This is a genomic window from Flagellimonas okinawensis (assembly GCF_029194005.1).
Lineage (GTDB): Bacteria > Bacteroidota > Bacteroidia > Flavobacteriales > Flavobacteriaceae > Flagellimonas > Flagellimonas okinawensis.
In genome coordinates this window covers 223,776-247,900 of sequence record NZ_JARFVA010000002.1, presented here as the reverse complement: position 1 = coordinate 247,900, position 24,125 = coordinate 223,776, and the positions used below count along the sequence as shown (strand labels likewise).

At 40.3% G+C, this 24,125-nt stretch carries 19 protein-coding genes and 1 tRNA gene; 8 read left to right on the top strand and 12 right to left on the bottom strand.

Annotated features, from left to right (window positions below):
- Positions 1–75 precede the first annotated feature (75 nt).
- Positions 76–687 (top strand): plasmid pRiA4b ORF-3 family protein, encoded by a 612-nt coding sequence (locus PY091_RS06945; protein ID WP_275648982.1) that lies wholly within the window; start codon positions 76–78, stop codon positions 685–687.
- Positions 688–853: 166 nt separating this feature from the next.
- Here the strand turns inward: PY091_RS06945 and PY091_RS06940 are convergent, their stop codons facing one another.
- The 3 genes from PY091_RS06940 to PY091_RS06930 form a co-directional block, all read right to left on the bottom strand.
- A complete protein-coding gene (locus PY091_RS06940) occupies positions 854–1,945 on the bottom strand; it encodes a Fic family protein (protein ID WP_275648981.1) in 1,092 nt (363 codons plus the stop codon).
- A 417-nt stretch (positions 1,946–2,362) separates the two neighbouring features.
- Entirely contained in the window at positions 2,363–7,201 is a 4,839-nt protein-coding gene (locus PY091_RS06935) for a RecQ family ATP-dependent DNA helicase (RefSeq protein ID WP_275648980.1), read from the bottom strand.
- A gap of 209 nt (positions 7,202–7,410) precedes the next feature.
- Positions 7,411–8,490: a hypothetical protein gene (locus tag PY091_RS06930; protein WP_275648979.1), complete on the bottom strand. Its 1,080-nt coding sequence runs from the start codon at positions 8,488–8,490 to the stop codon at positions 7,411–7,413.
- A gap of 130 nt (positions 8,491–8,620) precedes the next feature.
- Between PY091_RS06930 and PY091_RS06925 the strand changes: the two genes are divergently transcribed.
- Positions 8,621–9,313 (top strand): hypothetical protein, encoded by a 693-nt coding sequence (locus PY091_RS06925; RefSeq protein ID WP_275648978.1) that lies wholly within the window; start codon positions 8,621–8,623, stop codon positions 9,311–9,313.
- Between the two features lie 187 nt (positions 9,314–9,500).
- Here PY091_RS06925 and PY091_RS06920 read toward each other — a convergent pair whose 3' ends face one another.
- Positions 9,501–9,794: a helix-turn-helix transcriptional regulator gene (locus PY091_RS06920; protein ID WP_275648977.1), complete on the bottom strand. Its 294-nt coding sequence runs from the start codon at positions 9,792–9,794 to the stop codon at positions 9,501–9,503.
- Positions 9,795–9,948: 154 nt separating this feature from the next.
- Positions 9,949–10,443 (bottom strand): hypothetical protein, encoded by a 495-nt coding sequence (locus PY091_RS06915; RefSeq protein ID WP_275648976.1) that lies wholly within the window; start codon positions 10,441–10,443, stop codon positions 9,949–9,951.
- A 464-nt stretch (positions 10,444–10,907) separates the two neighbouring features.
- Between PY091_RS06915 and PY091_RS06910 the strand changes: the two genes are divergently transcribed.
- The 3 genes from PY091_RS06910 (at position 10,908) to PY091_RS06900 (ending at position 12,971) form a co-directional block, all read left to right on the top strand.
- A complete protein-coding gene (locus PY091_RS06910; protein ID WP_275648975.1) occupies positions 10,908–11,309 on the top strand; it encodes a hypothetical protein in 402 nt (133 codons plus the stop codon).
- An 87-nt stretch (positions 11,310–11,396) separates the two neighbouring features.
- Positions 11,397–12,455 (top strand): serine hydrolase domain-containing protein, encoded by a 1,059-nt coding sequence (locus tag PY091_RS06905; protein WP_275648974.1) that lies wholly within the window; start codon positions 11,397–11,399, stop codon positions 12,453–12,455.
- A gap of 3 nt (positions 12,456–12,458) precedes the next feature.
- Positions 12,459–12,971: a DinB family protein gene (locus PY091_RS06900; protein ID WP_275648973.1), complete on the top strand. Its 513-nt coding sequence runs from the start codon at positions 12,459–12,461 to the stop codon at positions 12,969–12,971.
- A 166-nt stretch (positions 12,972–13,137) separates the two neighbouring features.
- On the opposite strand, the gene PY091_RS06895 is transcribed toward PY091_RS06900, so the two are convergent.
- Together PY091_RS06895 and mce are read right to left on the bottom strand one after the other, a co-directional pair.
- A tRNA-Ile gene (locus PY091_RS06895) sits at positions 13,138–13,211 on the bottom strand.
- Positions 13,212–13,270: 59 nt separating this feature from the next.
- On the bottom strand, positions 13,271–13,678 hold the full coding sequence (gene mce / locus PY091_RS06890) for a methylmalonyl-CoA epimerase (protein ID WP_275648972.1): 408 nt from the start codon (positions 13,676–13,678) through the stop codon (positions 13,271–13,273).
- Between the two features lie 102 nt (positions 13,679–13,780).
- Here mce and rbfA point away from each other — a divergent pair, with 102 nt between their 5' ends.
- Together rbfA and PY091_RS06880 are read left to right on the top strand one after the other, a co-directional pair.
- A complete protein-coding gene (gene rbfA / locus PY091_RS06885; RefSeq protein ID WP_275648971.1) occupies positions 13,781–14,176 on the top strand; it encodes a 30S ribosome-binding factor RbfA in 396 nt (131 codons plus the stop codon).
- A 2-nt stretch (positions 14,177–14,178) separates the two neighbouring features.
- A complete protein-coding gene (locus tag PY091_RS06880) occupies positions 14,179–15,384 on the top strand; it encodes an ABC transporter permease (RefSeq protein WP_275648970.1) in 1,206 nt (401 codons plus the stop codon).
- Here the strand turns inward: PY091_RS06880 and dusB are convergent.
- Both dusB and PY091_RS06870 read right to left on the bottom strand, forming a co-directional pair.
- Positions 15,381–16,373 carry a tRNA dihydrouridine synthase DusB gene (gene dusB, locus PY091_RS06875; protein ID WP_275648969.1) on the bottom strand — a complete coding sequence of 331 codons (993 nt, stop codon included), beginning with the start codon at positions 16,371–16,373 and terminating at the stop codon, positions 15,381–15,383. The genes PY091_RS06880 and dusB overlap by 4 nt on opposite strands.
- 52 nt (positions 16,374–16,425) lie before the next feature.
- The gene (locus PY091_RS06870) at positions 16,426–18,846 is read right to left on the bottom strand and encodes a TonB-dependent receptor (protein WP_275648968.1); all 2,421 of its coding nucleotides are present in this window, start codon (positions 18,844–18,846) and stop codon (positions 16,426–16,428) included.
- A 151-nt stretch (positions 18,847–18,997) separates the two neighbouring features.
- Between PY091_RS06870 and lepA the strand changes: the two genes are divergently transcribed.
- Positions 18,998–20,794, top strand: coding sequence for a translation elongation factor 4 (gene lepA, locus PY091_RS06865; protein WP_275648967.1), 1,797 nt, complete (start codon positions 18,998–19,000; stop codon positions 20,792–20,794).
- A gap of 261 nt (positions 20,795–21,055) precedes the next feature.
- On the opposite strand, the gene PY091_RS06860 is transcribed toward lepA, so the two are convergent.
- The 3 genes from PY091_RS06860 to PY091_RS06850 form a co-directional block, all read right to left on the bottom strand.
- Positions 21,056–21,496 (bottom strand): DIP1984 family protein, encoded by a 441-nt coding sequence (locus PY091_RS06860; RefSeq protein ID WP_275648966.1) that lies wholly within the window; start codon positions 21,494–21,496, stop codon positions 21,056–21,058.
- 267 nt (positions 21,497–21,763) lie between these two features.
- A complete protein-coding gene (locus PY091_RS06855; RefSeq protein WP_275648965.1) occupies positions 21,764–22,018 on the bottom strand; it encodes a hypothetical protein in 255 nt (84 codons plus the stop codon).
- 127 nt (positions 22,019–22,145) lie between these two features.
- Positions 22,146–23,993, bottom strand: coding sequence for a cation:proton antiporter (locus tag PY091_RS06850; RefSeq protein WP_275648964.1), 1,848 nt, complete (start codon positions 23,991–23,993; stop codon positions 22,146–22,148).
- Positions 23,994–24,125: the final 132 nt, after the last annotated feature.

Sequence of the window (24,125 nt, the reverse complement as noted above, 5' to 3'; positions counted from 1 at the left end):
ATTTGCTTTAAGAGTCAAACTAATTTTTTAAGATTGTCTGATTAAGTATTAACAATTACACACAAGTTCTATACATTGAAAAAAATATTCAAGTTTCGAATCGAATTGGAAAAGACCTCCCCCAAAATATGGCGTGAATTTTTGGTCCCATCCGATACCACGTTTTACAGGCTTCACCACATCGTCCAGATTGTAATGGGGTGGGAGAACTACCACCTGTACGAATTCACTATGGACAGCTATCGGATTGGTCAACAATTTGAGGACGATGGCTTTAATGGCCCCAATGAGATCATTGATTCGAAAACGATAACCATTGGTGATGTGCTAAAGGCCAAGGGCCAAAAATTGGAATATTTGTACGATTTCGGGGATTACTGGCAACATTCCCTGACCTTGGAAATGATAGTGGAGGATCTGGCAATGCCCTTTCCCGTCTGTTGTGATGGAGCATTGAACTGCCCTCCAGAAGATGTTGGCAGCATACCGGGTTTTTATGATTTTCTAAAGATCATGGAAAAGCCCAAGCATCCGGAATACAAGGAAACAAAAGCATGGGTAAACAGCAAACTTGTGGCCATTGATGGCAGCTATGACCCCAACAAATTCCCGATGGAAAGGATAAATTTTGTCTTGCTCAACCTGGATACCTATATCAAGGAATGGGAGCATGAGGCTGAGCAATAGTAGAGGTTTGAAAAGATGTTGGTGATAACACACTAAATGTATGGTGGGGCGACTCACTCAATGGAATCGAATTGGAATTTAGTGTCAGCCCTTAGACAAACAAACTTTTGTACAAATCCAAAGGATTTGGGCATTCAGCAATTCGCTCTTCTTCGTTCGCTGATTTCTAAAGTTTGATTTCATATCGGGTACTCCTTCCGCCTCCAATTGGAACAAAGACTCCCTTTTCGACCAAATCCTGTAAATCCCTGGTGGCCGTGGCCTTGGATGCCCCTGTCAAGGAAACATATTTACGTGCGTTCATCCCACCCTCAAAACCTTTATGCCCTTCGTCCAACATCCGGCGAACCGCTTTCTCTTGACGATCATTGAACCCATTCTTAAATTGGTCAAAAAACTTAGTCTTTTTTAATGTGAACTCGATTTCCTGTTCGGCATCTATTTGTGCCTCAAGAACGGTCTGTACAAAATAATTGACCCACTCGGTGATTTCATTGGAGTGCTGCGCTTTTTTCAAAGCGTCATAATAGGCATTTTTGTTGCTCTCAATGGACTTTGACAAACTGAATAGAACTGGACGATTGATACTTTGGGACAAAGCTTTTTCCGCAATCGCACGACCTATCCTACCATTCCCGTCCTCAAACGGGTGAATGGATTCAAAATACAGATGGGCAACAGCAGCTCTTATTATAGGTTTCTTTATTTTATCCTGTGATTTATTGAACCAAGCAATGAAAGCTTCCATTTCGGAAGGTATTCTTTCAGAAGGTGGTGCCTGAAAATGGACCACTTCCCTGCCCATGGCTCCAGATACGATTTGCATCGGTTCCTCATGGGTCCGCCACTGGCCCACTTGAACAGATACATTGCCCTTCATCAACATGGAATGCCAATCCAACAACTCTCTTTCACGAAGGCCCTCATTAAAATTCTTTCGAACGGCCAACATAAGCTCCGCTATCCCTTCAGCTCTTTTGTCCTTGGTTAAGGGAACATCTTGCTGAATTCCTAAATTTCTCTTGATAGAGGACATGACATCATTTCGACTCAAATATTCACCTTCAATCTCGGACGTCTTTATGGCCTCGGAAACCATTAGGTTGATCATGGCATCTGTCTGCTCCGTTTCCGAAAGCCCTTCCAATACTCCCCCAATACGCCCAGTTCTCTGTGCAAAATCAAACAGTAAGTCTTCAATATCATTGGTCTGGTATTGAAAATTGGGCCAATCCTTTTTTTGCCAATTATATCGCATGAGTCGATTAAAAATCTTATTCGGCTCAAATATAATAAAAATATGAGTTGATTGTTGGGTGTATTCGGCTCAAAAATAAAATTGGGGAAAACAAAACATGGCAAAGAAACTATACAATTTACAATGGGATGATCAAATTGCCCTATACCATTATGTCAAAAAGTGCTGTGGCTCTTTTTATCCAAGTTTTAATCGGCATTTATGCCGTTAGCACAATATATATCTGATATTAACCATCTCAAGTTACCCCGTCATGTCCATTGTTTTGACTGCCAAAAAAATCCTTGAAAAGTAAAATGGAACAGTTGCCACTTAACTGTGAATTAAAATTTTCTTTTTTTAATGACCTCTAGATTACCAATTGGAGGTATTGTTTGTTAGTGCTGAAAACAATTTACCTAAACTATTGACTTGCCGCTATGACATGTTTAGCGATGTTGTAGAGTTTTCCGATGGAATTTGTTCACTTTTTTGAAACAGCAATTCAGGAAGCACAATTTTTGCTTCTGTATCAATCTCCTCCTTATACCAGTATACCATATAATTTATTTGGCAGTCCTTAATTCGATACCCCTTATTTCCATATTCGTGAATCTTATCCTTGAATTTTCCCGAAAATTTAACCAGACAATTCCCCATTTCATCGTAACAACCATCAATATCAACATTTAATTGATCCCCGCTCTTTAAATCGCACAAGAGATGTTGTCGCGTAATAAAAAAGTCCAGCCATACATCTTTATGCGATAACTGCAACACCAATAGGTCTGAAGGTTGATAGGCGTTATAGTCAAATTCTTTTTGAATGTCCTCACACGACAAGCTATCCAGAAAATCACTGTTCAAATGAACAACCAGGTTCTGTTTGGCCCTGGTCATGGCCACATAAATTTGTCTTTTTTTCTCATCGGAGTCCAAGTTATAACCGTCCAACATTAAGAACACATTATCAAACTCTTTCCCTTTTGCCTTATGAACGGTCGAAACATTGATGGCTTCCCCCATGGTCTTTGTGAAATCCTCCAGTTTGGACTCTTTGACAAACATTTCAAAATCGGTCCGGTACTTCTTCTTCGGATGGCTGGCATCAAAGTCCTTGATGATGTTGATACAGGTTTCTATGTTGGAGCTATCCCTGTAGGTATCCCAAAGTCTTCGTTTTGCATTTTTCCATGTGCTTTCATCGATGATATACTGGTCTTGGTCAACTCCTAGTTGTTCGATAAAAAAGCGCACCTCCAATAGATCATAAAGACTGAAACCATCATTGGATTGTATCAACTTGGCAGGCAAACCACCTTTAATCAAAAGCCCTGCAATCTGAAGGGCGTCATCGTTCCTGTGTGTCAACACACAGGTCGACCCAGTTAAATCAGTTGATAGTATTTCCTTGACCAATGGAGCAATGAGATTTGAGCTGGAATATTTGACCACCCTAACCAAACCATTGTCCTTTTGTTTGGGAACGATCGGGGTTTGTTTTAATCGGTGGGGTATCTGTTCCACAAATTGATTGGTAAACGACACCAGGTTGGCCTTGCTTCGATAATTTTCAACAAGTTCAACTTTTTTGGCTTTCTGTTCGGAGATAAATTGCTCCAGATGCTCTGAACTGGCGCCCCTGAATTCATAAATATTCTGGTCATCATCACCAACGGCAATGACCCGCATTTCCTCATTGTGTTCAATCAGCGTTTTTATCAGCTCAAATTCATGCTGGTCCATATCCTGGGCCTCATCGATGACCAATACCGTCTTTGTAATATGGTTGGCTTCAATATCCCCGCTCTTTATTTTGTCCACGGCATCCTTGATCACGGTTTGCGATTTTTCTAGGGAACCGACACGACCCAATAGATCAAAGCAATAGGAGTGAAACGTTTTTATTTCAATATAAAGAGCCGCATTATGTATCAACTCAAACAAGCGGGTCTTAAACTCCGTAGCTGCCGCCCTTGAGAAGGTAACCATCAACAATTGTTCATGCTTTACATCCTCCATTAACAAGAGCGAAGCCAATTTATGGACCAAGACCCTGGTTTTTCCACTGCCAGGACCGGCAGCCACCGCAATATGTTGGCTACTATTATCCTTAATGATGCTAAGTTGTGCGGGTGAAAGTGCTCCAAAAAGCTTCCTGAATTTTGCGGGCGTTATGTTTCTCTTTATTTCATTTTGCCTACTTCCCTTAAAGTATTTGTTCAGAAACGAAACGTAGTTCAACTGGAAGTAATCTTCAACAAACTGCAATGCCCCTTTATAATCAGCGATCATTTTTTGGGCATACTCGCCCACAATATGGATCTGTTGGATCTTGTTTTCATAAAACCGATGGAGCTTCTCGTAATCCTCTACCTTATACTTAATCCTATTGTCCTTTTCCAGCCTTTCTATTGTGAGCCTATTGTAAACGACCAGAAACCCGCCTTCGATATGTATGGCGTCTATTCTGGAGAGATAAAACAGTGCATCCTCAATGTCATCAATATCAATATGGGACTTGAACAAGCTATTGCGGTTTTCATATTCACTTTTTAACCCGTGTACTGAAAACTCGACCAATACCTTTTCCTTATCAGTGTCCGAAATGAAATCTTCACTTTTTTGGTACAGGGAATCTATAATGAACCGTGCCAGTTCGTGACGCTTTTCCAACCTGTCCATCAATTCAGTTCTTGAATAATTGGATTGGATGGAAAAATGATTTTTGGAATAGTTGTGCTGCTCCCTTTTGATCCAATTTTTAATTGTCCATATGTTGATGATAGTTTTGATCTTGTTGGGCGAAACACTTTTGCACCCACTTTCATCAGCCATCTCATTCAATTCCTTGATGTGAAAGGCCTTTTTCTCCAAGTCAAATTCAGAAGCCAGAAACCTTTCGATTTCACCGGTGGACTCCAATATGGTCATGGACCTATTTTTCTTGGTTCCACGACCTATATAGGCCGTTAAGTCCTTGGAGTCCGCTAATATCTTTTCTTCCCGTAAAATATTGACCACACTGATGACCTCTTCCCTTCTTATTCCTAGGTGATCGGATATATAATCAATCCGGGATTCGGCCGCTTCATCCGTAGTCTGTTTCCTGCTCTTACTGGAAAGTAATTTTTTGATGATGCGTACCGCTTGTTGTTTTTGTTTATCGTTGAACTTTTCTGATAGATTTATCTTCTCAATGGCTTCAAGGGCATTCTTGGAAAGAATCCCATTGGCATAAACTCGTGGCATGTTCTGGCCCCTTCTGAGATAACCAGCCTCTTCCAAGGCGGAGATGGCCGTGGAAACCCTGGTTTCAATCTCGACCACATTATCATCCCATCCCGCTTTTCTCGCTATCTCCAAAGCTGAGTTGGAAACGGTATCCTTAAACCGTGTAATTTCCTTGACCGCCTTCCATATTTGTTGGATTTCCCTAATGTTCAGCTTGGTCTGGTTCAATAAAACAAAATGCTTGCTCAGGTCATCTTCATTGTAAAGCGCATAGCAATCCGCTATAATATTTATATCCCTACCGGCCCTGCCAGATTCCTGCACATAATTTTCGAGGGAATCCGAAAGTTCATAATGGATGACCAAGCCTACGTCCTTTTTATCTACGCCCATACCAAAGGCAGATGTGGCGACCATTATTTGTATATCTCCCTCAATGAACGCATCTTGGTTTTCTGATTTCTCCTGCTTATCCATTTTACCGTGATAAGCCCCGGCCGAATACCCGTCATTTGACAATCTTTCGGCTATTTGAAATGCCTTTTTGGTGCGTGATACATAGATAATGGTCGGACAATTCTTTCCATCGATCAAATTGCGAAGTGTATTGTATTTATCTTCTTCATTATCCTTGGGAATCACCTTGTAATTCAAGTTGGTCCGTGAAACGGAAGCATTGAAACTTTCCAGACTAAGTCCGAGCTTATCTTGGAAATAATCCTTGATGTCCTGGATCACATTAGGTTTTGCCGTTGCTGTAAAACAGGAAACAGGTATGCCAAATTCAAGGTTTTTTTTCTCCTGGAGCATTTTGATAAAATCCCCAATGTATAAATAGTCCACCCTAAAATCTTGGCCCCATGAAGAAAAGCAATGTGCCTCATCAATCACAAAACGGACCACGTTTCGTCCAAGTAACAGTCTTTCAATCGACTTGGACCGCAACGATTCCGGTGAAATATATAAAATGGAAGCACTGCCGTTTTCGACACGTTCAAACGCCTTTGCACGTTCAATCGGATCAAGAAGGCCATTTATAGTGACCGCTTCGGTTATGTTAATCTTTTCAAGATTGTCCACTTGGTCCTTCATTAGGGACTGTAAGGGTGAAATGATTACCGTAAGGCCCCTTACACTTTCCCCGCTCATCAGTGCTGGCACTTGAAATGCTATGGATTTACCTCCTCCCGTTGGAAACACGGCCAAAATGGATTTGTTGTGTATGGCCGCTGTTACCGCTTCTTCCTGCAAGGCCTTGCCATCAAATGTTCTGTAGTCGGGATATCCAAAGAACCTTTTAAGACCTAACTTTACATCCAACGCCTTATTGCAGTAAGTACAGCCCTCAATGCAGGGATTGTTCCTGAGCAGATACATGATCCGTTCAACTTCAGGATAATTTTTAAGCACCCAGGGTGGCGTAATCGAATTTCTACTATCCGTATCTATAATTGCCAAACTATACGCAAGGCCCACGGGGTCTGTCTGGATGATGTTATCCATTGGGGCAGATCTACAAATTTTATCCGTGAACCTTTTTCGAATCAATCTTGATAGGTTATCGGTAAAAGGAGCATACCCGACAAAATCAAAAAATGATGAAAATTCCTTCCTATCTTTCAATAAGGCATGGTAGATCTGTTTAAGATCCTCGTCCGTTCTATTGAAAGCCGATATTTCATCATAAAACAGATCCCTTGCCTTTATCGCATCGTTTACTGGGTTGTTCAACTCCTCTGTTTGGAGTTTGTCATCCTTAAGTAGGGAATAATAGGGTTTGGCAGGAAATAAGAGGGGGGATAAAAACAGTGTATCCACGACCTTGGCTCCAGAAAGTTTCCTGCCCACATATTTCTGGACATAGGGTATATCATGATAAATGATATTATGCCCACATATATACTCGTGCTGACCGAATATTTCCAACAGCTCAGGTATGGAATTGGAGTGAAATGTATAACCCGCTACGTCAACTCCTCCAATGTCAAGGACTTTCCCGCTTTTAGCTTGAACTTCGGTATCAAAAAAAAAGATTTTTTTCATCTATCCTTTTTCTGAATGATCGTATCATTCCACTGTTTCCACATAATCAACGGATTTGGGCCAAAAAAGTTGTTCTTTCTTGTTCCCGGTGTCACGGAGCCATTTTTAACAACTGTTTTAAGGGATGCCAGTAAATTACCAATAATTATCGAATGTTCCTTAAAACCAATGTGCAAGGATACAGTTGATACTCTTTCAAGTAGTTGTGTTTACTTTTCCTTACCGAGAATGGGATCTTCGAATCCATTTAAAGGGTCTAAACCATTGGCCTTTCGTTTGGCCCACTCGATATAGGCCTTGGGATCTTCCCCAAGCATTGAATCCATATTCTCTACTTGGCGCTCCATTTCACCTATATACTCACGTATGGCTTGTGCTTTTTTCCAGTTTTGTGCATTCTCAATAAGCTCCTCCAATTTTTTCTTTTCAGATTCAATAACCGCTAGTCTCTTTCGCTCAATTTCCAATTCCCGTTCCTTTTCCTTCCTTTCTTCTGCTTGTTGGGCCCTGAGGTCATGCCAGTACTTACAATCCTTTTCTATCCAAGCGATGATTTCAGGCAGATAATATTCAAGGTCTCTGGTTTTTGTATCTATCCATCTTTTCTGATCAAAGGAAGGCCCTGCCTGAAACTCTAGTCTTTCCGTTTTTACCCAAGATTCCCGACTAAATCCATCATCCCCTTTTTCTCTAACCCTGTTATACTTTTGACGAAGGTTTATCTCTGTTTTCTGACCAAACATTTCCACATAGCATCGTCCATATTGGAAACTTATTTTATGTCCCAACTTTTCGATGGCACGAACCAAAGTGTTCATAATTCTTAGGGCCCTAGCCCGCTGTTTTTTATCCGTATTGATTGGGAGAAACTCGAATTTAGGGTCATTTGAACTAAACCTCGAACCATATTCCTTGTCCAATTTCTTCCCCAGGGCCGTTTCGGTTTTCTTTATCAATGGATGTGGCCGGGACAGTTTGGTCGGGACCTTTAAATCCAAGGCCCTGTCATTCTTAAGCTCTTCTATGCGTGCTTTGTATTCGCTCACAAACTTTACCATAATCTTACCGTCTGGCTTTCTGTTCCCAGCCACATTTATAGGTGGTAACTTATCCTGCTTTGTTTTCTTTCCATATCGAAGTTTTTGCCAATATCCCTGTTTAGGCAGCGGAATTTGATATTGATTACATTTTTTTCTTAAAATATGTGCGGGCACTTGTAGTTTTTCTGAGATCTGAACCATGGGTTGGGACCAGACCAAGTCATATAGTTCCTTTCTGGAAATAGCCATAATTATTAGTGTGTTATTTTAGGAATATTTTCATGGAGGTTTTAGTTGCGATACCTAACATGATTAAACCTTTTGTGCTATTACATATTTGAAATTTTTATCTGATTTTTATATACTGATCTTCATAAAAATGACAAACCGAGAAATACAAGGATATATTGACCTTCTGAACAAAGAAAAAGAATCCGAAACAATATTTACCCGACAAATAAGTGAAACAGTGGTTGTAGCAAAGGTGTGGTCCGAACAACCCAAAATAACGGATGATATCATTGGGAATTTTGATTCATACCGATTTTTCTTTTTAAAAAATGAAACTGGCAGATATATTGGGGCAGTGCTTGATATGAATTATGATTTGCATTGGTATATGGTTCCAGAGAACAGAAAACTTGGTTATTTGACAAAGGCTCTTAAAGAATCTATTCTCCCTTATATATTTTATGATGGCAGGGATAAACAAAGAATAAACATTGATAAAAACAGCATCGGTGATAAATTCTATCAAAACTCCATGCGTGTTGCCATTGAGGCGGGGTTTAAAGCAATAAATGAAGAAGAAACAGAGTTTGAACTGCTACAATCAGAATTTAATTGGGATTGTGAAAACATTGAAGAATTAAATGCAGGAATAAATTCGGAACGTCTTGAAATACTACAAAAAAGAGTGTTCTATGCCTACAAATTACTTTATAAAACCAGTGACGAATTGTCAATGAAGTTCAATGATGACAATGGTTTAAAAAACGCTACCGATGAGGTAAAAAAGTTCATTTGGAAGCTTGAGGAATTGAAGTGGAATTTTGATGTTTCAGAAAATTAATCATTCTTTCACATTAAGGTTTATTTATATAATAGTGGTGTCTCAGAGATAATTATTCAACATTTTCTTCATGAATGCCAAGAAAGCCCCGATTCTCTAGTTATGACCGGCACCTAATATTGGGAGGAGGTCATTTGGTTGTTTTTATGAATTTAGCGATGTTCTAAAAGGGGTAAGGCTACAAAACTCAGTGGCTTTTGTTTCTTTGAAGCTGTTGATTGAACTTCTCTTCAAGAAATTCATCGGATAGGTTTGGGTCGCCCATCAGCCATTTGTCGATGGTATCCTTGTCAAAAAATATTTGCCGGATATGTTTATTGTTACTCATAGGAATGAGCTTTAACGAGGTAAGCTTGTAAATCTTGCTTTTGGAAAGTCCTGTATAGGCAGCAAGGTCTTCCACGTTCATGACCTTCTTCTGATGGCCAAGGATGGTTTTGATTTCTTTGAGTAATGTCAACACATTCTGTTGCTCTTCCATAACTTTTGATTTTTGGAATTAGAGAATATGTAAACGGCCGCTTACTTTTTTGTACAGGACAAACATATATCACTTGATGCAAGTGAAAAATAGGGAAATGAAGATTGCGTTTTAATTGCCTTTTGTTTTCGGGATTTGGGCATAAAATCTATAATTAATTGGAAAGGCCCAGTGCTTTGGCTATAGTTTTTCGGGTATCATCGTAGTCCCCTGCTTTGGTCTTCTGTGACCATTTGGAGTAACTTGATGCAAACGTATTTAGGTTGATTTCTGAACCATCAAAGGAAAATCTTTTTTGAACTAAACTGGAAAGTGAGTCTCTCGATTCCTTTCCCAGCCCTTGAATACCATCTTCAATAATATGGTCCAAAAACGAAAAAAGAAACCTAAGATTACCCGATTGCTTGTTCTTTGGTACTTCCCTAATGACTATCTTTTCTTTGGAAGGCAAAAGGTTTGTCAAAAGCTCTAGATTTTCCATGTCGGAGTCATCAAATCCAAAATATTCCTTTTCTATCTTCTTAAACGATAGCTTTACAAATGAGAAACCTTCCGCATCGGCTTTGGCCATTTCTTTGGCTTTGTACCAACCAATAGCGGTTACTATAGAAAGGCTAAAAGGCAACAATACCATTATGTAAAATGCCAATATATCCAACCAAGTATATTCTTGGTTACTAACTACAAAATATACAGTCAATGGGAGTACAGCAAAAAATACTATAATTAGAAATGAAAGCTGGTTTATTGAAAGGTTTGAGTTATAGTTTTTAATCAAAAACCTTTTTCTATGAATCCAAATGGCCAAAATGTTGCCCAATTTTTCCATATCCCAAGATAGGGATAAAATGATTGAGTAAGAAAAGTCAACTAAAAGCTGTAATTTGTGGGGGGGGTACTTCAATCGAAATCGGATTTGGAGAATGAGATAAACGAATTACGAAAACAAACGAATAAATAAGCCAGCTGTTAACAAAGAACCGAACTCTAAAAAAGTTCAAATAAATGATTCTAAGACTCTAGTTATCTCACTAACTTGTCAACTGTGCACAATTGGAAAATATGATTACTGATCACATACATTCGTCATATTGCATTAGAAAAAATCAAAAAATGAAATTAAGGTTATTAATATTCTTTCTCCTTACAAGTCTTACCTCCTGTTCGCAAACTGATAAATACGTTGGAGAGTATATTTTCAATAATAGCTCTGGAATAAAGCAACGTTATAAATTGACTCTTAATTCAACCGGAACCTTTGAATTTGAACAACATTGGGAACAAACTGGTATGAATGGTGAAATTCAAGCTGCTGGAATGGAAAAAGGTCAAGGTGCCTGGACTTATAAGAATAAGTCGATTATACTTAGTTGTAATAAGAAGAAAGACATAACACAGGATTATCGATTAGACTTTGATAATACCAAAGTCCGGGTTATAAATGACTCAATCATTCGTTTCACAGAATCGAAACTTTTCTGGGTAGAAAAAATGGAATTGAAAAAAAGAATATAATAGAGCTACACAACAAATGACTGAGCTTAAATTAAAGTTCATATAAACGATATGCATAAGAAATCCTTCTACCTTACCTGCTTTTTAATGTTAAGCAAATTTGTGTGTTCGCAAACGGTTGGGGAAAATAGGATTATTGATTACTTGGAAAACATAACCTATCCAGAGTTTTCTGGGGTGGTCCTAATGGCGCAAAAAGACAGTGTTTTTTTTGAAAAAGCCTATGGCTACGCAAGTTTGGAGTATGATGTCAAAAATCGAGTCAACACACTTTTCAATACCGCATCCATAACCAAAACTATGACTGCCGTTGCAGCCTTACAATTGGTGGAAAAAGGTCTCTTGGATTTGGAGGTCCCCGTTGGCAACTATTTGCCCAATTATCCCAACCAAACCGTCCGAGATTCGGTGACGGCCCATCAGCTGCTGACACATACCTCAGGATTGAACAATTTTTTGGTGGATGAATCTCAAAATATGGGAAAATTGGATTTAGTGGATATTAAAGACTATTTGCCTTTTTTTGCAACCAAACCGCTATTGTTTTCACCTGGTTCAAAATATGCCTACAGTGCCTCGGGATATATGGTTATTGGTCTGTTGATAGAAAAACTGAGCGGTTTAAGCTATCACCAATATTTGGATGAACATGTCTTTGCAAAAGCTGGTATGGAAAACACGCTAGCCATCCCGTTGGATTCCATTGTAAAAAACAAAGCAAGTGGATATACTTCTTACTTTGGAGAGTCCAACACCTATAGCAAGAATGATACTTTTCTTGAAATGGCCAACCCTGCAGGTTTCTACTATTCAAACACAGAGGATCTTTTGAAATTTTTTAAAGCCCTAAAAAACTATCGATTGATTTCTGAATCTTTAACCAAAAAAATGATGTCTCCATTGGTAAAAGGATATTATACAAATTATGGGTTTGGGATTTCTGTGGATAATCGATGGGGTCAAACCATTGTTGGTCATACTGGCGGTTGGTATGGCGTTCAATGTGAGTTAATGTATTTTGAAAAAGACGAAATTACCGCCATAATCCTTTCAAACGTCGATACCGCTGAAGGAAAAGGAATGAACAAAATTTCAAATTACATTAAGCATGTTTTGGCCAATAAAACAATTCCAAAATCTAAATAAACGATGAAACAAATCTTTATCATTTTCATATTGAGTTTGCCAATCCTAAGCTGTTCTGAAGGCAAGAACGATACGAGGATGAAATCTTTGTTGTTGCAACAGTTGAAAAATACACACACAGAACAAGAATGGTTCGTTCCGACCAATATAGCCCTGAAAGGGCTTTCTTTAGAACAAGCTATTTGGAAAGACTCTACAAACAATCACTCAATTGTGGAACTAGCAACACATTTGACTTTTTGGAATGAAATGAACTTAAGGTCATTCAATGGAGAGGATATGTCAAACCTAAATGTTGATAATGATCAGACCTTCAAAATAAATAATGCAAGTGATTGGTCAATGATATTGATGAAATTGGATAGTATTCAAACTGAATGGGAAAAAGTGATTGGAGAATCTTCTTTGGAAAAATTGGAAGAATGGGGTTCAGAAATAACAAGCATGACGGCTCATAATGCATACCATACTGGCCAGATTATTTATATTAGAAAGCGTAATGGTTGGTGGCCTTAATCAAACAAATTTCAAATAAACGAATGCCTGTTTTTTTAACTATCACGTGACAAACAATAATAGCTTATGAATGGTTTATTGGTGTTTTTGAAATGTTGTACCTATGTTGTACCCATATAAAAAAGAAAAACCTCCCAATTGCTTGAAAGGCTTATCTTTGTTGAGGTGGTCCCACATGGGCTCGAACCATGGACCCCCTGATTATGAGTCAGGTGCTCTAACCAGCTGAGCTATAGGACCCGCATTTTGCGGATGCAATATTAGTGTTTATTTTTCTTCAGCGCAAGGTTTTAACGCCTCTAGCTTTCTTTTATTTCTTGGCAAAGCTCCACCAGCACCCCATTGGTGCCCTTTGGGTGCAAAAACGCCACCAGTTTGTTATCCGCTCCCTTTTTGGGTGTTTCGTTCAAAACCACGAATCCCTCGGCCTTTAATCGGTCCATTTCCGATACGATATCCTCCACCGCAAAAGCAACGTGATGGATTCCCTCTCCTTTCTTCTCCAAATATTTGGCAATGGGACTGTCGGGTTTGGTAGCCTCCAACAACTCAATCTTATTGGGGCCCGATTTAAAGAATGACGTTTTTACTCCTTCCGAGGCCACTTCCTCAATTTTGTAATGGGGCACGCCCAAAAGCTTTTCAAATAATACATTGGATGCCTCCAAATCTTTCACCGCAATTCCGATGTGTTCAATTTTATCCATAGTAGCTGTAATAAGCATTAAAATGTTCGCCTTTTTCCAAAATTAAGCACTGTAAATGGTTAATAGCGTGAGGTTAGTCATTTATTCGCTTATTTTTGCAGTATGGAGGAAACACAAAGACAGAAAAAAATAGCAGGAATCATTCAAAAAGACCTGGCCGACATTTTACAACGTGCCGCTACCGATGGTGGACTAAAGGGAACTTTGATCTCTGTGTCCAAGGTTTCCGTTACTGTAGATCTTTCCTTGGCCAAGGTGTACGTAAGTATCTTTCCCAACAAAGGCGCCAAAGAATTATTGGAGGGCATCAAAGAAACCCAAGTGGCCATTCGTTATGAGCTGGCCCAACGAACCAAGCATCAGTTGAGGAGAGTGCCAGAGCTCAATTTTTACCTTGATGATTCCCTGGAATACATTGAAGGAATCGAAAAATCATTGAAACGAGAAGAAAATCCCATCGAAAACAGGGACTTGCTCGACAAACGTAAGAAATCCTGATTTTGAATTTTCCACTTTATATCGCAAAACGTTACTTGCGCTCCAAAAGCAGCCAAAATGCGGTAAATATTATCAATTTCATCACTTTTTTGGTGATTGTGATAGGTTCTGCTGCTCTTTTTATCGTGCTTTCCGCTTTTGCCGGTCTAAAGACATTCAGCCTTTCCTTTTCTAATACCTTTGATCCCGATTTGAAGGCCTCGCCCACCATGGGCAAGCATTTTTCCATTTCTGCTGATGAAGAATCGGAACTTTTGGAAATCGAGGGGTTGGCCAATTTTTCCAAGGAACTGGAAGAGCGGGCCTACCTTACCTATAAAGAAAAAAGCACCATTGCCTATATAAAAGGGGTGGACGAAAACTACCGTGCCGTAACAGGCGTAGACAGTACCCTGATTTTTGGAAACTGGGGTGTGGATGTGTACAATGGTGTTATTGGTATCGGGATTTATAATTTGTTAGGGGTTCCTATGAACAACAGGACCGCCATGGAAGCTTTGGTGCCCAAACCTGGAGAAGGTTCTTTTTCGCAACAAGGGTTTAATTCCAAACCTTATGATGACCTTCCCTTGGTTGTGAGTGGTGTTTATGCCGTAGAAGAATCTTTGGACAAAAAATACGTGTTCGCCCGCCTTCCCGTGGTGCAAGACCTATTGCAGAAAGATAGTACAGAAGTCTCCGGCCTCAATTTTAAATTGATGGAAAATGCCTCCGCAGATGATGTCAGGAACTCCATACTTGGTGTTCTGGGCGATAAAGTTTCGGTTTTGACCCGCAGGGAGCAGAATACCTCGCTCTACCGAATGTTGAATACGGAAAATTTAGCGACCTATCTGATTTTCACACTTGTGTTGATCATAGCCCTTTTTAATGTTGTCGGGGCAATAATCATGATGATTTTGGATAAACAGCAAAACTCCAAAACATTGTTCAGTCTGGGTACGACCATCAAAGAATTACGCCGTATCTATTTTATCCAAGGCATATTGGTGACTTCTTTCGGCGGGTTGATCGGTGTTTTGATCGGGTCGATTTTGATCGGGTCCCAACTGGCCTTCGGGTGGTTGAAGATTACACCATCATTGGCCTACCCTGTGGAGTTCAATGTCATCAATTTATTGATTGTAATCGGAACGATTGTGGTTTTGGGCTTTATCTCTTCAAAAATTGCGAGCAGCCGAATTACCCAAAAATTGATTTCCACTTAAGCGAACTGGAAATCCCCGAATTTCTCCTGAACTTCATCAAAAGCAGCAAAAACATCCGCGGCATCGTCGCTGGTCACCATTTTCATACGGTATTCCTTAAAGTGCGGAATGCCTTTAAAATAGTTGGTGTAATGCCTTCTGGTTTCAAAAACACCTAGTTTTTCACCCTTCCAATCAATGGCCATTTGTAGGTGTCTGCGGGCGGCCTCCACACGTTCGTGCATGGTTGGTGGAGCCAAGTGCTCGCCTGTTTTAAAGTAGTGTTTAACTTCATTAAAAAACCAAGGGTAACCTATGCTCGCCCTACCGATCATTGCACCGTCCAATCCGTATTCGTCACGCATTTTTACCGCAGCTTCGGGAGTGTCCACATCACCGTTTCCAAAAACAGGAATGTGCATACGCTGGTTGTTCTTTACCTCGGCAATGGGTTTCCAATCGGCCTCGCCCTTGTACATCTGAACACGGGTACGGCCGTGAATGGAGATGGCCTCAATGCCTACATCTTGTAAGCGTTCCGCTACTTCAACAATTTTGATGGAGCTTTGGTCCCAACCCAAACGTGTTTTTACGGTTACGGGCAATTTGGTGCGTTTCACGATTTCTTCGGTAAGCTTAACCATCAAAGGAATATCCCGCAAAATACCAGCTCCTGCATTTTTACAGACCACCTTTTTCACGGGGCAGCCAAAATTGATATCGATGATATCAGGATTGGATGCTTCCACAATATCCACTGCCTGCAACATGGAATCCAATTCCGCACCAAAAATTTGAATGCCTACTGGACGTTCCTTTTCATAAATGTCCAGTTTAATGACACTTTTCGCTGCGTCACGGATCAATCCCTCTGAAGAAATAAACTCCGTATACACCACATCGGCACCCTGCTCCTTGCACAATTTGCGAAAAGGAGGGTCACTCACATCTTCCATTGGAGCTAGAAGAAGCGGAAAATCAGGGAGTTCTATGTTTCTTATTTTAGGCAAATCCTACGGTTTTTTGGACTGCAAAAGTACAAAATAGGTGAAAAACAAAAAGCTAGTTTGCCGTTTGAAGTCGATCACGCTCATTTTTGTCAATTCCACGCTCGTTGTCCTCCAAACGGAAGTTTCCGAAATTATAGGTAAAACCAAAGCGAATAAACTGCGTTTCGGGACGCCTACGGTAAAAGTTATCTTGATTGAGATACTGCGAACGATACGTCGGCACATATTGCTCTAAAATGTCCTCGGCAGCTAGAGACAAGGTGATTTTATTGTCAAAAAGGGTTTTTCTTAAACCAATGGTGAGGTTGAATTGCTCATCGGACACATACGATCCAAAAAGAAATTTGGAAATATAGGTGCCCGTAACCTCGCCAGTAAAGGTTCCGTCCTTGGACAGGGTCAAATAATTTCCCAGGTAAGCATACACTCCGTTCACCTCATTGGTAAAAGGTACATTGCCACTTTCTTCGGCCAAATAGGTCTCCTCTTCGTGGAACAAAGAGGTATACGCATACATAAACCAAGATGGGGCAATGGATTTGCTCAAGGTAAAATCCAATCCATAAGATTTACTGTCCAACACGTTTTGTTTGAGCTCTACCAAGGTTTGGTCGGTATTGTCCTGAAATACCAAATACGCAATGTTGCTTCCATTATCCCGATAGTACACATCAAAGAAGTATTCACTATTCAATGTGTAGTTGAAATTAAAATTGTTGCTAAAGCTCGGCCTTAGACTTGGGTTTCCTTCCTCGTAGTCGTTCTCATTGTAGAAAAATCGGAAAGGATTCAAATCATTGTACTTTGGGCGATTGATGTTTCTTCCAAAATCAAAAGAAAAGCTATGCTTGTCCGACGGTGAGTACAGCACATATACCGATGGAAAGGGTTCAAAAAAGTCTTGCGTGTTGACTTGGTTCAATGTCAATGAACGACCCTCGGCCTTAGTGAGCTCTCCTCGAACACCCAACTTCATGGACCACTTTTCCCAGTTTTTCACAAAACTCATGTAGGCAGCATATACATCCTCATCATATATATACCGGTCCGATTGCGAGGCATCTACCGTATTACTGCTCCCGTTGAAGTTGAAAAAGTCCATCGTATTTTCCGAACTGATCGATGACATCTTGGCTCCAGATTCAAAAGAAGCGTTACCAATTGGAGTGGAATAGTCCAATTGTCCCGTAAAAATCTTGATTTCTTGCTCCGAGTCGGTATCAAACCCAAAATCTCTTAAAAAATTACCGTCGGCATCAAAATAGTTAGATGACAACCGTTGGAACATCTCCCCCTTAAAATAGGTATAGTGCCCATTAGCTCGGATTTGAGCACCCTCTTTCTTCAACTTGTGCACATAGGTTAAGTCGACTGCCAAATTGGTGTTGTCCATGTTGGCATTGTTCTGCGTTGTAAACGTTGAATCCAATTGTGCTTGGCCGCTCCTCATTTCGTTATCCAGAAGGGTTTGCTGCTCTTGATCTAAATTAAATAGAAGGTTGGAGGTAACGTTCAGGCTGTTCCTGTCGTCAAAATCATAATCCAAGATAAAACTCGCATTTTGTGATTGCGATCTGTCGGTTTGATTGTAGTCCGTGTCCCAAATGGAGAAAACATCGTTGGATTCATCCATAAAATTGATGCCCTTTTTGGTTTTATTGATTTCCTTTTTGGGGTTGATGGTATAATTGGCGAACAGATTGAGTTTATCCGTTTTGTAATAGTGACTGGTTCCAACACTGAATTTAGGAAAAACGGCCTGGGTAATGGTTCCGTTGACACTGCCCTTGTATCCCGGAACTATGTTTTTACTGGTTACAATGTTCAATATGGGACCTCCTTCTGCATCATATCTTGCAGGAGGGTTTGCAATTACTTCAACCGATTTAATATTGGTACCCGAAAGCCCCTGTAACAAATCCTGAACCTCTTGACCAGAGAGCTGTACCTTTCTATCATTGAGATAGACCGTTGCATTTTGACCGCGAATCAATAACTCGTCTTGGTTTACAATGACCCCAGGGGTGTTTTTAAGAATATCCCACGATGTACCTTGAGAAACCACGGTGTTTTCGACCGAAAAGACCAGTCTGTCCGGTAATCTTTGGAGCTTGGGACGTTGCGCTGTGACCACAACTTCGTCCAACTCGTTACTTTCCATTGGAATGATCAATGCCCCGAGCGACACATCTTTTTTAATGTCCAATGCCCTAGGTTCGGACCCCCTGCCTACATAACTGGCTTGTAAAAGATAAAGGTTGGGCTCTACCTCCAAGAGCTCAAATAGCCCTTCCTCGTTAGCGGAACTTCCCTGTACAAAAGTGGAATCCGTAGCATTTAGCAGCAGAATATTGGCGTATGGTACAATTTGATTTTGTTCGTCTACAACCTTTCCGGTAATCTTGAAGGTTTGGCCGTATGCGCCACATATTGCAAAAAACACCAATAAAACAATAGAGGTGAGGTTCTTCATTAGAGGTTTGGGTTGAACATCAAATCTAAGAAATTATTTTTGAGCGGAATACGCTGTATTTTTCTTATTTGGAAAAATCCATTTTCAGGTATTTAAAACAATTATATTTGCAGTTGATTAAATCCCTTTTTTAGGGTATGTTATTGTTGATATGGAGAAGATCAGGAATTTTTGCATTATTGCACATATAGACCATGGTAAAAGTACCTTGGCAGACCGCTTGTTGGACTTTACCGGCTCGGTGACCGAACGCGAAAAACAGGACCAGTTGCTGGACAATATGGACCTGGAGCGCGAACGCGGTATCACCATTAAGAGCCATGCCATACAAATGGACTACATGCACAATGGCGAAAAATATGTGCTCAATTTGATCGATACTCCCGGGCACGTGGACTTCTCTTACGAAGTTTCCCGCTCCATAGCAGCCTGTGAAGGGGCACTTTTAGTCGTTGATGCTGCTCAAAGCATTCAGGCACAGACCATTTCCAATCTTTATTTGGCCTTGGAAAACGACTTGGAGATCATTCCTGTCCTTAACAAAGTGGACCTTCCAAGTGCCAACCCAGAAGAAGTTACCGACGATATCGTTGACCTTTTGGGGTGTAAGCCAGAAGAAGTGATTCCTGCCAGTGCAAAAACCGGTATTGGAATTGAGGAGATTTTAACCGCGATCATAGATCGAATTCCTCCACCAAAAGGAAATCGCGACGAGCCTTTGCAAGCACTGGTTTTTGATTCTGTCTACAATCCTTTTAGAGGTGTAGAGACTTATTTTAGGGTCGTTAATGGTGAAATTACTAAAGGACAAAAAATCAAGTTTGTTGCAACAGGCAAATCCTACGATGCCGATGAAATTGGCACATTAAAACTGACACAACACCCTAAGAACAAGATATCAACCGGGGATGTGGGTTATTTGATTACCGGTATTAAGGACGCCCGCGAAGTAAAAGTGGGTGACACCATTACCGACTCGGCCAACCCCACTAAAAACCCTATTGGTGGTTTTGAGGATGTAAAACCCATGGTGTTTGCGGGTATTTATCCCGTGGATACCGAAGATTTTGAGGACCTGCGCTCTTCCATGGAAAAGCTGCAATTAAATGATGCTTCCTTAGTTTTTACTCCAGAAAGCAGTGCCGCATTGGGCTTCGGTTTCCGTTGTGGGTTCTTGGGAATGCTCCACATGGAGATTATTCAAGAGCGTTTAGAACGGGAGTTTGATATGACCGTGATCACTACGGTCCCCAACGTTAGTTACCATGCCTACACAACAAAAGGTGACCCAGAGCCCATCATTGTCAACAATCCTTCGGATTTGCCAGACCCTTCCACTATCGACAGGGTCGAGGAGCCTTACATTAAAGCGACCATTATTACAAAAGCTGATTTTGTGGGGAACGTGATGTCACTCTGTATTGAAAAGCGTGGACAGATCGTTAACCAAACCTATTTGACCACCGAACGGGTGGAGATTATTTTTGATATGCCTTTGGCGGAAATCGTTTTTGATTTCTATGACCGTTTAAAAACCGTTTCCAAAGGTTATGCGTCTTTTGACTATTCTCCTATTGGAATGCGTACTTCAAAATTGGTTCGTGTGGATATTTTATTGAACGCCCAACCTGTCGATGCTCTTTCTGCCCTTGTTCACTTTGACAATGCTTACCATATTGGTAAAAAGATGTGTGAGAAATTGAAGGAGCTGATTCCAAGGCAACAATTTGACATTCCGATCCAAGCCGCTATTGGATCCAAAATTATTTCAAGGGAGACCATTAAAGCATTGAGAAAAGATGTTACCGCAAAATGTTATGGTGGTGATATCTCCCGTAAACGTAAGCTCTTGGAAAAACAGAAAAAAGGTAAAAAGAGAATGCGCCAAGTCGGGAATGTGGAAATTCCACAACAAGCTTTTATGGCCGTTCTTAAATTGAACGATTAAAAAAGTTGGCGAACCCTTTCAACAAAAGAGGGTTTTTTACGGGTAAAAGGGTGTAGTGCATACTTTGAGTAAATGCTATTTTAATCCAAAATCAGGGTGTATCATGACTTTTGAACTATTTGTTTTGAGTTTTGATTACAACCTCCTTGACTTTTGAGTTTTAAATCAATGCAGAATCATACAAAATTGTATATCCAGATCTCTTGCGTTTCGTGATCTTAATCTCCACAGCAATTTCTACATTTCTGCACTACACTTTAATCAAATTACCGTATTGAAGTTATGGGTATCCAGCTCTTGTTGGATTTTACTGATTTCGTCACCCAAATCCACAACATTCTCATCTCTTTCTTTTGTTTTTATGGCCGACTCCCAAACATAGGTTTCGGATTGAGAATAATAGTTCTTACCAGAGGGGGCCTTTCCCTCGGTAGTAGGTATCGTCCTTAAAAATCGGATTTTTGTCTTGAGTTCGGACAATCGATATATTTTTTCCTGAACAGGTTGGTTTGCCCTGGTTATTCTTGTTTTAATATCAATCAATTCCTCAATTGTTTTGTTAAGTTCGGCCAATACCTCTTTAGGATTATATGCCCTTGGGTTTCCCTCAATCACACAATTGTAGATTGAAATTCTATTTTGAAGTTCCAACACCCTGCTTACAAGTCTGTTTTTTTCTTTTAAAGCTTCTACTATGGTCATTTTTTTGAGTTTATTTTGATAGAATTAATCACCTATGGAGGCTGCTCACTATTGCCCCAATAGCACTTTAGCTAACAACTTGACCTTATGAACAACTAGGGTTCTCTCAACAGATATGTTTCTAGGAGAAGAATGAATTTAGGGGTTACCAGTAACAGACCTTTTACATGTCTAGTATGTAATATGAAATTTCAACAGCAAGCTTTAATACTTTACTAGAGTTAAGAGTTAACCTCCAACACCATTGGTTCGTTTGCTGGCCCCTATTTAAAACTCTAGTTCGATATCCGATTCACATGCTAGCTCCACCACAAGTTTAGGTGTAAGGCCCCCCAATTCTTCTTCTGTAATGGTTTCTTTTTCTCCTGCTGCCGTAACATCATATGTTCCGTTTCCATTGTCACATATTTCAAATTTGTTGCCGAGATCAGAAGTACATGATTCACATTTTTTGTCGTCATCTTTGGAGCAAGCAGTCAAAAAAGCAGCCGCAGCCATTCCTGTTAGTACAAGTTTTCTCATTTATAAAAGGATTATTTCGGTAATAAATCACCAAAATACTTGTACTATAATTACTATTTAGGGGTGAATTGATGAATGCCCAATATCAATTGATGAATCGAGCAGGTTCCTTCACTTTGGGTATGGTCTATTGGTCAGACTCGGTGTTCATTTCAAGTTCAAGGATTTTTCCCAGATAAACCAGTTTATACCCTTCGCCTTTTGGTGTAAAGTCCTTGCTATTGGCCGGAATAATTTCAATACTTCCGTTTGGCGATTTAGTGAAAAGTGGAACAATATCGCGGTCTTTATAGGTCAAATCGATCAACTTGTCGTAATGCTCCTTATCCTCCAAATCAATCTCGTGAATGGTAGGGTGTTTGCGAACGGTATCCATTAGTTGGATAAAATCGTCCGTGTGGGAAAACAGTCCTTCCTTTGGATTGTTTTCAGGGTCATTGACCTCCTCTGTGTTCACCAAACGAAACGCACCGTTTTCACCAAACTGTTTTTGGAACTTATCAATTGCAAATTTGTTGATATCGGAGTTTCCGGTGAGTGCCATTAAGTATCCCATATCGTTCAATTCAATGTTATCGGTTAGTGAGTCGGAAAAAATGTTTGCCGTGATGGCCTCCAGACCTAGTTTTTTGGCTTTTTCCACATTGTTCTGGTTGTTGTCAATCAAAACAACGTGCCTATTGTTTTTTCTCAGATAATTACCAATCAATCTGGACAATTTGGAGGCGCCAATAATCAAAATGCCTTCAGACTTCTTCAAGAACACTCCCACAAGCTTGGCAAACAAACGCGCCGTTGTTGCATTTAACAGCACCGTTCCCAAAACAATCATGAAGACAAGGGGTGTGATATACTCAGCACCTTCTTCCCCCCTTTGCATCAATTTGGAACCAAAAAGCGAGGCGATACCCGCGGCAACGATACCTCGTGGGCCCACCCAGCCTATAAAAAGCTTTTCGTTGAATTTTAAATTGGATCCCTGGGAACTGAGAAACACCCCCAAGGGCCTAACAATGAAAACGATCACAGCAAAAAGAGCAACGGTGTTCCAATTGTAGATCAATTCCATATCGCTCATATTGATGTTGGCCGCCAATAGTATAAAGAGAATCGAAATCAAGAGTACGCTCAATGATTCTTTGAAGTATAGCAGTTCCTTAATATTGGGCAAGTTCATATTTCCCATTACCATACCCATTACCACAACGGCCAAAAGCCCGGATTCATGGGCAAAGAGGTCGGATTCCACATAAACCAACAACACGGTACTTAAAGAGACTACGTTTAGCAGGTAATGTGGGATAAAATCCCGCTTTATGGCAAAGGCGAGGGCGTGGGCGAAAGTAAAACCAAAAGTGGTCCCGAAAAGTATGATCTTTCCGAACTCTACAAGGGCCGTCTGGGTAAACGCCTGTCCTTCCCCAACACTGATAAACTCAAAGACCAATACAGCAACCAACGCACCAATAGGGTCTATTAGAATGCCTTCCCATTTTAATACTGCGGAAACATCCTTTTTAAGGGGAATATTTCTTAAGATCGGCGTAATCACGGTTGGGCCTGTAACAATGATCAATCCTGAGAACAGGAAAGAAATTTGCCATGAAAGTCCAAAAATATAATGGGCTGCCACCCCTGCACCAAAAAAGGTGACAATGGTTCCAATGGTAATCAATTTTGTGATTACCGGGCCCACATTGGATATTTCTGCTCTTTTAAGCGTAAGTCCACCTTCAAACAGGATTACACTAATGGCCAACGAGACAAAATAATATAGCCCTTCACCCGGAAACAATCCTTTTTCACCGTTCCAGATGGGCTCTATTAGCTTTGATCCATCTTCTGTATATAATGTGGCTATGGGGCCCACCAACAACCCTATCAATATCAATGGCAAAATGGCCGGCAGTTTAAATCTCCAAGCCACCCATTGTGCAATAATGCCAAGAATTATGATTCCCGCAAGTTCGAGCATGGTCTAAGTTTTGTGGAAATTTACTGTTTTTCTTTTAGATTATCATTGTCGGAAAGGGCTGGCGACAAGTTTAAAAAGCCCTCTACCATACAATCTTAACCCTATTTAAAGGCACTCACCCCCTTTTTGTTA

Excerpts from the sequence above, each read along its gene's own strand:
- PY091_RS06940 (WP_275648981.1), bottom strand. The coding sequence starts at position 1,945 with ATGCGATATAATTGGCAAAAAAAGGATTGGCCCAATTTTCAATACCAG.
- PY091_RS06935 (WP_275648980.1), bottom strand. The coding sequence starts at position 7,201 with ATGAAAAAAATCTTTTTTTTTGATACCGAAGTTCAAGCTAAAAGCGGG.
- PY091_RS06930 (WP_275648979.1), bottom strand. The coding sequence starts at position 8,490 with ATGGCTATTTCCAGAAAGGAACTATATGACTTGGTCTGGTCCCAACCC.
- PY091_RS06925 (WP_275648978.1), top strand. The coding sequence starts at position 8,621 with ATGACAAACCGAGAAATACAAGGATATATTGACCTTCTGAACAAAGAA.
- PY091_RS06920 (WP_275648977.1), bottom strand. The coding sequence starts at position 9,794 with ATGGAAGAGCAACAGAATGTGTTGACATTACTCAAAGAAATCAAAACC.
- PY091_RS06910 (WP_275648975.1), top strand. The coding sequence starts at position 10,908 with ATGAAATTAAGGTTATTAATATTCTTTCTCCTTACAAGTCTTACCTCC.
- PY091_RS06905 (WP_275648974.1), top strand. The coding sequence starts at position 11,397 with ATGTTAAGCAAATTTGTGTGTTCGCAAACGGTTGGGGAAAATAGGATT.
- PY091_RS06900 (WP_275648973.1), top strand. The coding sequence starts at position 12,459 with ATGAAACAAATCTTTATCATTTTCATATTGAGTTTGCCAATCCTAAGC.
- mce (WP_275648972.1), bottom strand. The coding sequence starts at position 13,678 with ATGGATAAAATTGAACACATCGGAATTGCGGTGAAAGATTTGGAGGCA.
- rbfA (WP_275648971.1), top strand. The coding sequence starts at position 13,781 with ATGGAGGAAACACAAAGACAGAAAAAAATAGCAGGAATCATTCAAAAA.
- PY091_RS06870 (WP_275648968.1), bottom strand. The coding sequence starts at position 18,846 with ATGAAGAACCTCACCTCTATTGTTTTATTGGTGTTTTTTGCAATATGT.
- lepA (WP_275648967.1), top strand. The coding sequence starts at position 18,998 with ATGGAGAAGATCAGGAATTTTTGCATTATTGCACATATAGACCATGGT.
- PY091_RS06860 (WP_275648966.1), bottom strand. The coding sequence starts at position 21,496 with ATGACCATAGTAGAAGCTTTAAAAGAAAAAAACAGACTTGTAAGCAGG.
- PY091_RS06855 (WP_275648965.1), bottom strand. The coding sequence starts at position 22,018 with ATGAGAAAACTTGTACTAACAGGAATGGCTGCGGCTGCTTTTTTGACT.
- PY091_RS06850 (WP_275648964.1), bottom strand. The coding sequence starts at position 23,993 with ATGCTCGAACTTGCGGGAATCATAATTCTTGGCATTATTGCACAATGG.